Consider the following 10,249-nt stretch of genomic DNA (forward strand, 5'->3'; position numbering starts at 1 on the left):
CGCACTTAAATTGACGACGATTAACCTGTAGGTACACTGGTTGACCTGAGATTGGTAAATCTTTGACTAAATGTCGATGATTTTGGTGGAGTTTATCGCTCTCTAACCCACAACGAGGACAGATTGCTTTTTGATTTTTCGATTCGATTTGGCAAACTATACCGATATTTTCTAGGTGTAGATAGCCTTGAATAGACGTTCCTTTTAGGTTCAAAAATTTGTCAAGTATCATAAGTAAAATACTCTGGTTTTTGGCTATTATATCAAATCTTAACTCGATTGTCTATCTTTTGATATTAACTTGTTTGTGCCGTAAGTGTCTCCCTGTATAGATTTCAGCTACTTTTAGGCGTAGGTACTCTCATCGAATTTTATTTTAAGTTAATTATTTGCATAACAATTCCCGAAGAGCCAGAATGGATAAACTTGGGAAATCTGCCTGAAGATTTTCGGTTCTTCCGAACTTACACTGTAGAAAATTCCTCAAGATCCCTCTCTGCACAGCAAGGCTCTAAAGTTGATAAATATCAATATAACAAAAACTCAAAGCCTTAGTATACAAGCTTTACAAGCATGAGTTATTGATAGTTTTACATGACAGGTTCGGTAGAGCCAGATTTTCGAGAAAAGGGACCTAAGATTATCATTATATTAGACAATGCTAGTTATCACAAAAAGAAAGATGTTATTGAGCAGGTGGAAAAAGAGTTGCCCAATATTAGGCTAGAGTTTTTACCAGCTTATAGTCCAGATTACAACCTAATAGAATTAGTGTAGTGTGGCATTCCGCTAAAGAATACATAGCTAATCGAGAATTTGAAAATAAAGAAGAACTGGAAAAAGTAGTCAATCAGCTTTTAAATGAAGGGGGATTGATTATTATACCATTTTTCTTTATTTGCGTCACAACGAATGCAAGCTTGGCAAGCATTCGAGCGTGGATGTCTGTCATGGATTTAGAAATTTGGTATTAAATGGAGTAGAAAACTTAAAAATAAGGGTAATGCTGTCAATGTAACTTAAATGCGTAAAAGCTTATTACCTATGAAACGGCGCAATTTTTTCTCCTTACCTCTCGTTTTTTTAGTAGCTTACTCCTGACCATTAGTTGCAATCAAGCTCCTCAGCAAACCCCCAATGCAAGTAGTTCTCTGAGTAATACTGCCCCCATTGTCATCGGTTATAGTAATTGGGCTGGTTGGTGGCCATGGGCGATCGCTGAAGAAGAGGGATTATTTGCTAAAAATGGGGCTAATGTTCAAATGAAATGGTTTGATGGTTATCTTGAATCCTTACAAGCTTTGGCCGCCAGACAATTAGATGGAAATAGTCAAACTCTCAACGATACAATCGCTTTTGCAGGAGATGCAGTGAATGGTCAAGTTGCTGTTTTAGTTAATGATAACTCGTCAGGAAATGACAAAGTTATTGTCACAGAAGAGATTAAAACGATTCAAGATTTAAAAGGCAAAAAAGTTGCTGCTGAAGAAGGCGTTGTCGGTGATTTTCTCCTCAGTTTAGCCCTAGAAAAAGAAGGAATGAGCCGTAAAGATGTGCAAATTGTCCCCATGGAAACAGTGGCTGCTGCTGCCGCTTTTGCATCGGGAAAAGTAGATGCAGTTGGTGCTTTTCCACCTTTTTGGTCAACCGCTCTTAAGCGAAAAGGTTCTAAAGAATTAATTAGTTCTAAAGCTTTTCCAGGTGCTATTCCTGATTTGTTGGTTGTCAGTGCCAAATTAATCAAAGAAAAACCAGAACAGGTTCAGGCTCTTGTCAAAACCTGGTTTGATGTTCGAGAGTTTATGGCTAAAATCCCCAAAAAGCCGATGAGATTATGGCCAAGCGTGCGGGCATTAGCCCAGAAGAATTGGCCTTATATAAAGAGGGAACGAAGTTTTTCACCTTGGAAGAAAACCTGGAAGCCTTTAGTCCAGGGAAAACCATGAAAAATATGCCCTTTGCCGCTCAAAAAATGGCTGATTTTATGATGGGAGTTGGCTTTATTAAAAAAGTCCCCGATCTAACAACCATTTTAGAACCCAAATTTGTCAAGTCGTTGGCAAATCAAGACAAAAACGCCTAATTAGTCCCTCTTGTAGATCTAGAAATTAAAGGTTCCAATTCTCTATCTACAAGAGGGATTAGGGAGACAAGTTGACTACAAGAATTGTTTGATAACTGGGTGATATTGGCTATCAAAATTATTCTTTTCTTTGGTAAATCCCATGACCACAACACCTAAAACGCTTCCTCAAAGAACTTTTTGGCGGATTACCGAGGATATTCCCGAATCCCTCAAATGGACTTTAATGGTTTCCTCTATTATTGTCCCGCTGATTTTATGGTTACTAATCTCTAGTTTTGCGGGCATTGAATCCGTATTTTTGCCTTCTCCTTTAGCCGTTATTCAGGCCTTAGGAAAATTAGCAGAACAGAGCTTTTTAATTCAAGATACTATTACCAGTTTTTTACGAGTAGTTGGAGGCTTTTTTTAGGAGGATTGTTTGCTATTCCCATCGGCATTTTAATGGGAACTTTTCCGAGTATTCGCAGTTTAATGGAACCGATCATTGGCGTTGTACGTTATATGCCCGCTCCTGCTTTTATTACCCTATTAGTTATTTATTTGGGTATTGGAGAAACATCAAAAATTATGCTGATTTTTATCGGGACAATTTTCTTTAATACCCTGATGATTATGGATGCAGTTAAGTTCATTCCCCGTGAATTGATCGAAGTAACTTATACTCTTGGAGGAACTCGAAAACAGTTTTTATTTAAAGTGATTACTCCCTATATTATTCCTAATGTTATCGATACTTTTCGTGTTAATATGGCAGCCGCCTGGAATTTGGTAGTGGTGGCGGAATTGGTTGCGGCCGATAATGGATTAGGCCAACGGATTTTATTGGCTCAGAAATTTCTGAGAACCGATGAAATTTTTGCCTGTTTAATTGTACTAGGAATTATTGGCTTTGCTCTAGATTTAAGTTTTCGTTTGTTTTTGCAGTGGACTTGTAAATGGTCAATTACTCGTTAACTGAAAAACTCAATAACAGAGTTTATTCTGTCACCAGTAAAGTTATTTTAATGATAAGAGAAGAACCTTAATGCACTTAGAAATTACTCAACTCAATAAAATTTTGGCTCTTCTCGACTTTGTGTGATAATTTTTGCTTATGGAATCGTGAAATGCTTATCGGGTAACACTTTTAGGACTATTTTGTCGAAGAAACTATCAGTATAGACCTCGTTTCCACACAGAAACCAGAAGAGCCAAATTTTTACCACTAAACGAGGTGCTGTGGTCGCTCTGAAAGATATTAATTTACACGTTGAAAGTGCTGAATTTGTCTGTGCGGTCGGGGCCTCTGGTTCGGGAAAATCGACTTTGTTGCGAATGATTGCGGGTTTAGAGCTGCCCACTTCCGGCAAAATTACCGTTGATGGTGTTGAAGTGACAGGGACAGGAGGCGATCGCGGCATGGTTTTTCAAAATTATACACTTTATCCCTGGATGACGATCCAAAAAAATGTTGAATTTGGCTTAAAACTACAGGGATTATTGACAAAAGAATGCTGGGAAGTGGCCTGTTATTATCTGGATATTGTCGGTTTAACTCAATTCGCTAATGCTTACCCCAGAGAACTATCGGGTGGGATGAAACAACGGGTAGCGATCGCACGTTCTCTTGCTTGTCATCCCAAAGTTTTATTAATGGACGAACCCTTTGCAGCTTTAGATGTACAAACCAAAGAAAGAATGCACGAATATTTAATTGAAATTTGGCAAAAAATTAGGTGTAGTATTTTAATGATTACCCATGATGTGGATGAAGCGGTTTTTTTAGCTCAACGTATTTATGTTTTGAGTGCGAGGCCCGGGACTATACAACGGGAATTAACAATTAATTTACCGGTAGATCGTAATTATAAAATTAAACGACAAGCTCAGTTTTATGACTATACGGATGAAATTTACGGCCTGCTACGGGGTGAGAAATCCTAGAAAAAACTAGGGATGATCAAGAGTAGTCCCTGGTTGAAAACGAGTTAGAGCAGCAAAAATCATCCTTTAGAGATACTTTCCGTTATCTAGCATCGCCAAATCGCTGGCTGCTGCCGCAAAACTAGATCAGTGTTCAACCATTAACATTTGCTGATAATCTTGGGCAAGTGTGATCTAAAGTACAGCTTTTTTTGGGAAAGTTTCCCTAGGGGTGCTGCCTTGGGTCGCCAATATGATAGAATGCTGGTAAATTGATACAAAACTTTACTTCAAGGTGAATCTATGCCGTTTACGATCGAATCAGCGCGGAGCATTTTCCCCAACACGCTATCAGCGGACGTGGTTCCTGCCACGATTGCGCGTTTCAATCAGCTGAATACCGAAGATCAACTAGCCTTGATTTGGTTTGCCTATCTAGAAATGGGCAAAACCATCACCGTTGCCGCCCCCGGCGCTGCTAGTATGGTCTTTGCCGAAAAAACCATGAATGAAATTCGGCAGATGTCACCCCTGCAACAGTCGCAGGTGATGTGCGACTTAGCCAACCATGCTGACACCCCGATTTGTCGTACCTATGGCACTTGGTCTGCTAATATCAAGCTGGGATTCTGGTATCAATTAGGACAATGGATGGAAGATGGCAGTGTTGCCCCAATTCCCAAGGGTTATGAACTATCTGCTAATGCTAGTGCCGTTTTAGACGGGATTAAAAAATTAGAGTCGGGACAACAAATCACCGTTCTGCGGAATTGTGTGGTCGATATGGGCTACGATCCCAAGAAACTGGGCGATTATAACCGTATTTCCGAACCCGTGGTTCCTCCCCAAAATATTGCCGAACGGACTAAAGTTAGCATTGAAGGCGTTACCAATGCCACCGTCCTCAACTATATGGACAACCTCAACGCTAACGACTTTGATGTATTAATTGAATTATTCACCCCTGACGGCGCTCTGCAACCACCTTTCCAACGTCCCATCGTCGGTAAAGAGGCAGTATATCGCTTTTTCCGCGAAGAATGCCAAAATTTGAAATTAATCCCCGAACGCGGTGTGGTGGAACCCGCCGATGACGGTTTTACTCAGATTAAAGTGACGGGAAAAGTGCAAACTCCTTGGTTTGGTGCGGGTGTGGGTATGAATATGGCATGGCGCTTCCTCCTAACTCCTGATAATAAAATTTTCTTCGTGGCGATCGACTTATTAGCTTCTCCGAAAGAATTATTAAACTTTGCCCGTGGCTAAATAGCTACTGAGAGAAATCATTAAAAATTCTGATGAAACTTATTAGAGTTCCTTGTCAAGTGAACTCTTTTTTTTCTACAATTAAAAGGCTGACTTAAAAAAATTGGTAAATACACCGGTTTCTTCTGCGATCTAGGTAAGAATAACTAAACAATCATTCTTACAGATGTCGGCGAAAAAAGTCGAGGTAGTTCAAAAACCCAAAATTATCATCCCTAAAACTAAAATCATGCCTATGAGTGAAATAATTTGGTCAGATACCGAACAAGAAATTGCTCAAACTGCTTTCCAAAAAGCCTATCAGCGAGAAACTAGCACTTTAATAGAACATATTAAAGAACAGTCTGGTCAGATCACGGTTTTAGATGATATCTGGCAAATGCACGATTATCTAAGCGCCCGACGACATCAGATTGATGGTAAATATGACTATCGCTATACTTCCCTAATTTTTGTCTTTGCTCAACTATTAAAGGAAGGATGGTTAAAGCTAGAAGATCTCAACGGTTTGGAAAAAGATAAACTAGCGAAAATCGCTGCTCTCTCGCGAATGTAAATTAATGATTAGCATTAAGCCATCAGCTTTTTGCTTCTAGTTGGGTGACTAGAAAATTCATCTCTAGATAATCAACACCGTCTTAAGTTTTTCCTAAGCGGCAACCAATTCCGCTAGAATGAGTCAATCATCCCGATCGCTTTTCGCTTGTTTTGTACCTTTGGTTTATGTTCAAAAATCTTTTACTTCCCCTAGGAATATCTATCTTTCTCGGTGTTTGTCAGTCTTTGTCAGCCGCCGAATCAGCTATCATCAAATACCACATCTTCCAAGGGTCTGTATCGGTATCAGAATTAAAGCAATTGAGCGAAACAGGCGAATTAGCTCCCGCTTTAGCGTCACAATTAAAGATGGCTAACCAAAAACCCGAAGAATTCCGCAAAATCCTTAATCGTCGCGTAGCGGTGGACGCCGTCTTTCTTTCCAAATTTCTTAATAGTTTTTTTGGCGAAAGTTTGCTAGATTATGCCGCCGAAATTGTCCACACCCCCAATCGGGCTGCTAGTCGGCAAGCTTTACGCGGTGCCTTAGTCACTTCTGCCATTAATGATAATGAGATTCAAATCATCGAAGTCCTCGCTAATTATCCCACCAGCGAGGTTCATGTGGATGGCAATCGTCTGCTGGATTTAATCAACCAAATTGAATCAGTATTGAAAAAAATGCCCCGTTTACCTTTCTGATATCTAATAGATAAGTAGGTAGGTGTTAAAAATTTTCCGATACCCCCCTTATTAAGGGGGGTAGGGGGGATCAAACCCAAAATCTATCTTCAATTTAATTATAATCAGTTACTTATATTGGATATTCAGATGCGTTAGCCCAGCGTAACCCATTCTCTGATCAGGTTTTCTTGAATTGCGCTGTAAATTGAATAAATTAGGATAATCTGGTAGGAATAATGACCACTTCTTTGTCTGAAAGGAAAACAGTTAGCGCCAAACCTTTTTTAAAGTGGGCGGGAGGCAAAACTCAACTGGTTCCTAATATTCTATCTTTGATTAATTCCCAGATTTCTCAAGATTGTCAGTTTAACTACATTGAACCTTTTGTCGGAGGTGGGGCAGTTTTATTCTCAGTCTTAAATAATTTTTCTCCTGTCCAAAAAGTTATTATTAATGACATCAATCCTGATTTAATCATGGCTTATAATGTTATTAAAAATAATGTCAAAGAATTAATAGTCAAACTTAAACAAATTCAGCAGGATTTTTATGAACTTAAAAATCTAGAGGAACAACAAAAGTTTTTTTTAGATAAAAGAATAGAATTTAATTCTCGCAGCTGCGATGACTGTCTAGAAAAAACAGTTTTGTTATTATTTCTCAATAAAACTTGTTTTAATGGACTTTATAGAGTCAATAGCAAAGGACTCTTTAATGTCCCCTTTGGAAAATATGTCAAACCGTTGATCTGCAATGAAGAAAACCTATTAGCTGTCAATCATCATTTACAGAAAGTGACGATCCTACAAGGGGATTTTGTCCAAACCCTAAATTATGCCAATAACAAGACTTTATTTTATTTTGATCCTCCCTATAAACCGATTAAAAAAACATCAGCTTTTACCTCTTATACCAAAGAAGATTTTAACGATGAGGAGCAAATAAGATTAAAACAATTTATCGATCAAGTCGATCGAGCGGGTTATAAATTTATTTTAAGTAATTCCGACCTTAAAAACTTTGACTCTGACAATAATTTTTTTGATGATTTATATAAAGATTATAATATTCAAAGGGTAAAAGCTCGACGAAATATTAATTCCCAGGGCAATAATAGGGGAGAAATCTGGGAATTACTGATCAATAATTGACAAAAATTAAGCCTAACAGAAAAGACGACATGAATAAAAATATTTCTTCAAGAGATCGAGGGTGGCAAGCTGTATTCGATAGATATAACTTGGACAATCATGATTTTTGTAATCAGCCTTATTTTATTAAAGCTGAACAGATTAAAGCAGCCACAAAACATTTTGAAACTACAGGGGAAAGAGAAGTAAGAATTTTATGTAAACAAGATACAAGAGAAAGCCGTCCAGAAGTTTTTAAAAAGCTAGGATTGTTTATTTTACCAGTCAAGAATGGAGAGTATGTGATATTAAAGGGCGAAGGTTATGTTGATATTCCTATCATAGAAACACCCAGACAAAATTATCGAACTTTATTAGATTTTCAATTAGAAACTTCTTTGATAGGTGATTCAGAAATGCAACATCTGGACTTCGCTTACGCATCGAGTCTAATTCGTCACTTTATGAAAGATAATAGCCTAGTATTAACCATTCGTGGTAGAAAATATACCCCTGAATTTACACTAAAAATTAATGATCATGTTCTTAAAATTAAAGGTGTACAAACAGAGGTGGATGCAGGATATGAAGGCAAGAACCAAATTGTCCTGATTAAAGCTAAAAACTTAAGTATAGACAATGTAATTATCAGACAGTTATATTATCCATCTAGACAATGGCAACTGCATACTAAAAAGAAAATTGTTACACTATTTTTTGCTAAGAAATCAAATATATATTATTTATGGAAATTCGAGTTTGAAAATCCAGACAATTATAATAGTATTAAGCTGGTGGACTCAGCGAGATTTGAAATCATCAGCTAAGGGTAAAAGCACGACGAAATATTAATTCTAAAGGCAATAATAGGGGAGAAATTTGGGAATTACTGATCAATAACTGACAAAAATTAAGCCTAAGAGAAAAGACGACATGAATAAAAATATTTCTTCAAGAGATCGATTTTCTGGCAATTATCGCTTTTTGGGGATTTTCTTCCATTTTTAATCCTGCTCATTTTTAAGGATTTCTTTGGCTTTCAGTAAAGCTTGGCGATGTTCTTCGGTGACGGTTGGATATCGTAACCCGAGGGATTCCAGGGTGTGATAAATAACCGCCCCCACAGCTAAACGGGTAAACCATTTGCGATCAGCCGGGATAATATACCAAGGGGCCCATTCGGTACTGGTATGATTGAATACCTCCTCGTAGGCTTTCATGTAATCACCCCAAAAAGCTCTTTCTTTGACATCATTTTCGGAAAACTTCCAGTTTTTTTCGGGGCGATCAATTCTTTCTAAAAATCGTTTTTTCTGTTCTCCTTTAGAAACATTGAGAAAGAATTTTAGGACAATAACCCCATTGTTGACCAGATATTTTTCAAAATTATTAATCTCCTCAAAACGTCGCTGCCAAACTTTCTTGGTTCTGTCTTCTGGGGGGAGTTTTTGCCGTTCCAATAAATCTTGATGGACGCGCACGACTAATAATTCTTCGTAGTAGGAACGATTAAAAATACCGATACGACCCCGCTCTGGTAAAGCTTTATAATATCGCCAGAGATAATCGTGATCTAGTTCTTCGGCCGAGGGTACTTTAAAGCTAAATACCTGACAGCCTTGGGGATTTAAACCAGACATAACGTGCCTAATCGTACCATCTTTACCCGCCGCATCCATGGCTTGCAGATTAATTAACAGAGCATAGGTATCCTGGGCATAAAGTTTATCTTGAAACTCGGCCATTTTTTCGATCCCCTGTTGCAGCAGCAGTGTGGCATCTTCTTTGGTAATGTAGTCTGGCTTAAACCGGGCATCGTAATCTTTGTGTAGAGAAATTTCTTTACCCGGTGGCACGATTAAGGATTGTAAAAATGCTTGGCGATCAATTTTGCTGACCATGCTCTTCTCCTTGATTATTTTGACCCCTAAAAGTACATTGTAGCACTTTTGCTCGGAAAATATCTAACTCTTTCACCGGCGAGTCAAGGATGAACTGGCAAAAGTATATTTAAATATTCGATTTTAGCTACTCCTCATCTGACGAGAAAGTAAAGAATAATTTTTAGGCGATCGCAAATTCGGTAAACTGTCGCACTTCGGGAGGTTGAAAAGCTAAAACTATCTCACTACTGGGAATTCCTACGCGCATTAATTCCGTGGCGATACCTGCTTCTGTCCAATCTTCTTCAATATAAATTTTGTCATTTTTTAGACGAAGATAAACGGAAATAGCTTTAATTCGTTTGCCATTTTTCCAGCCAATATTAAACCAAAGATATTGGCTTCTGTTATTATCAAATATCAATATTTCTTCTATGTCTTGATCGGGTACTTGTGAGGAAATTTCTGCATATTCTATGAGAATTTTCTTGATTATATTTTGATAACAATTTAGTTTATCCATTGAACTATTCCCTCCTGATTAGTGTCAACAATTAACAATAAAATTTGATACTTTTGCAAGATTATTTGTATGGCAGCTTGAGCGAAAAACTTTTCATAAATTTCTTGTCCGAATGAACTACCCCGCCGCAAGCGGACGGGGTATCAGAATCAAAATAGACTCAATTGTAGATTTTGGTGTAGCTGCAGGTATTCTTTATCTTGTTCTTTTACATATCTCGCTATCATACCTTCATCCC

Annotated in this window: 10 protein-coding genes and 3 pseudogenes; 9 read left to right on the forward strand and 4 right to left on the reverse strand. The window is 38.0% G+C overall.

Annotated elements, in window-relative coordinates:
- Positions 1-232, reverse strand: a 232-nt coding sequence (locus IQ224_RS18010; protein WP_194033300.1) for a transposase family protein, incomplete at its 3' end; no start/stop codon positions are given.
- Positions 233-600: 368 nt separating this feature from the next.
- Here IQ224_RS18010 and IQ224_RS18015 point away from each other — a divergent pair.
- The 9 genes and pseudogenes from IQ224_RS18015 to IQ224_RS18055 all read left to right on the forward strand — a co-directional run.
- Positions 601-1,023: pseudogene (locus tag IQ224_RS18015) on the forward strand (transposase); the annotation flags it as partial.
- A gap of 21 nt (positions 1,024-1,044) precedes the next feature.
- Positions 1,045-2,083, forward strand: a pseudogene (locus IQ224_RS18020) (ABC transporter substrate-binding protein).
- 142 nt (positions 2,084-2,225) lie between these two features.
- Positions 2,226-3,040 (forward strand): annotated as a pseudogene (locus IQ224_RS18025) (ABC transporter permease).
- A gap of 264 nt (positions 3,041-3,304) precedes the next feature.
- Positions 3,305-4,009: an ABC transporter ATP-binding protein gene (locus IQ224_RS18030; protein WP_002746318.1), complete on the forward strand. Its 705-nt coding sequence runs from the start codon at positions 3,305-3,307 to the stop codon at positions 4,007-4,009.
- A 282-nt stretch (positions 4,010-4,291) separates the two neighbouring features.
- A complete protein-coding gene (locus IQ224_RS18035) occupies positions 4,292-5,254 on the forward strand; it encodes an orange carotenoid-binding protein (RefSeq protein WP_002733749.1) in 963 nt (320 codons plus the stop codon).
- A 166-nt stretch (positions 5,255-5,420) separates the two neighbouring features.
- Positions 5,421-5,810, forward strand: coding sequence for a hypothetical protein (locus IQ224_RS18040; RefSeq protein WP_036402071.1), 390 nt, complete (start codon positions 5,421-5,423; stop codon positions 5,808-5,810).
- Between the two features lie 167 nt (positions 5,811-5,977).
- Positions 5,978-6,493, forward strand: coding sequence for an alpha/beta hydrolase (locus IQ224_RS18045; RefSeq protein WP_002746321.1), 516 nt, complete (start codon positions 5,978-5,980; stop codon positions 6,491-6,493).
- Positions 6,494-6,711: 218 nt separating this feature from the next.
- Entirely contained in the window at positions 6,712-7,626 is a 915-nt protein-coding gene (locus IQ224_RS18050; RefSeq protein ID WP_002746322.1) for a DNA adenine methylase, read from the forward strand.
- A gap of 29 nt (positions 7,627-7,655) precedes the next feature.
- A complete protein-coding gene (locus tag IQ224_RS18055; RefSeq protein ID WP_002746323.1) occupies positions 7,656-8,432 on the forward strand; it encodes a hypothetical protein in 777 nt (258 codons plus the stop codon).
- Between the two features lie 177 nt (positions 8,433-8,609).
- On the opposite strand, the gene IQ224_RS18060 is transcribed toward IQ224_RS18055, so the two are convergent.
- The 3 genes from IQ224_RS18060 to IQ224_RS24760 all read right to left on the reverse strand — a co-directional run bounded on the left by IQ224_RS18060 (position 8,610) and on the right by IQ224_RS24760 (position 10,142).
- Complete coding sequence (locus IQ224_RS18060) at positions 8,610-9,506, reverse strand: polyphosphate kinase 2 family protein (RefSeq protein WP_002746324.1); 897 nt, start codon at positions 9,504-9,506, stop codon at positions 8,610-8,612.
- 163 nt (positions 9,507-9,669) lie between these two features.
- Positions 9,670-10,011: a XisI protein gene (locus IQ224_RS18065; RefSeq protein WP_002746325.1), complete on the reverse strand. Its 342-nt coding sequence runs from the start codon at positions 10,009-10,011 to the stop codon at positions 9,670-9,672.
- On the reverse strand, positions 9,999-10,142 hold the full coding sequence (locus IQ224_RS24760; protein WP_194033301.1) for an element excision factor XisH family protein: 144 nt from the start codon (positions 10,140-10,142) through the stop codon (positions 9,999-10,001). The genes IQ224_RS18065 and IQ224_RS24760 overlap by 13 nt, the downstream gene beginning before the upstream one ends.
- Positions 10,143-10,249 lie beyond the last annotated feature (107 nt).

Origin of the sequence: Microcystis sp. LEGE 00066, from assembly GCF_015207925.1 — a bacterium.
Lineage (GTDB): Bacteria > Cyanobacteriota > Cyanobacteriia > Cyanobacteriales > Microcystaceae > Microcystis > Microcystis ichthyoblabe_A.

What these genes read in the sequence shown, in the direction of transcription:
- IQ224_RS18045 (WP_002746321.1), top strand. Translation starts at nt 5,978, where the DNA reads ATGTTCAAAAATCTTTTACTTCCCCTAGGAATATCTATCTTTCTCGGT.
- IQ224_RS18060 (WP_002746324.1), bottom strand. Translation starts at nt 9,506, where the DNA reads ATGGTCAGCAAAATTGATCGCCAAGCATTTTTACAATCCTTAATCGTG.
- IQ224_RS18040 (WP_036402071.1), top strand. Translation starts at nt 5,421, where the DNA reads ATGTCGGCGAAAAAAGTCGAGGTAGTTCAAAAACCCAAAATTATCATC.
- IQ224_RS18035 (WP_002733749.1), top strand. Translation starts at nt 4,292, where the DNA reads ATGCCGTTTACGATCGAATCAGCGCGGAGCATTTTCCCCAACACGCTA.
- IQ224_RS18065 (WP_002746325.1), bottom strand. Translation starts at nt 10,011, where the DNA reads ATGGATAAACTAAATTGTTATCAAAATATAATCAAGAAAATTCTCATA.
- IQ224_RS18050 (WP_002746322.1), top strand. Translation starts at nt 6,712, where the DNA reads ATGACCACTTCTTTGTCTGAAAGGAAAACAGTTAGCGCCAAACCTTTT.
- IQ224_RS18055 (WP_002746323.1), top strand. Translation starts at nt 7,656, where the DNA reads ATGAATAAAAATATTTCTTCAAGAGATCGAGGGTGGCAAGCTGTATTC.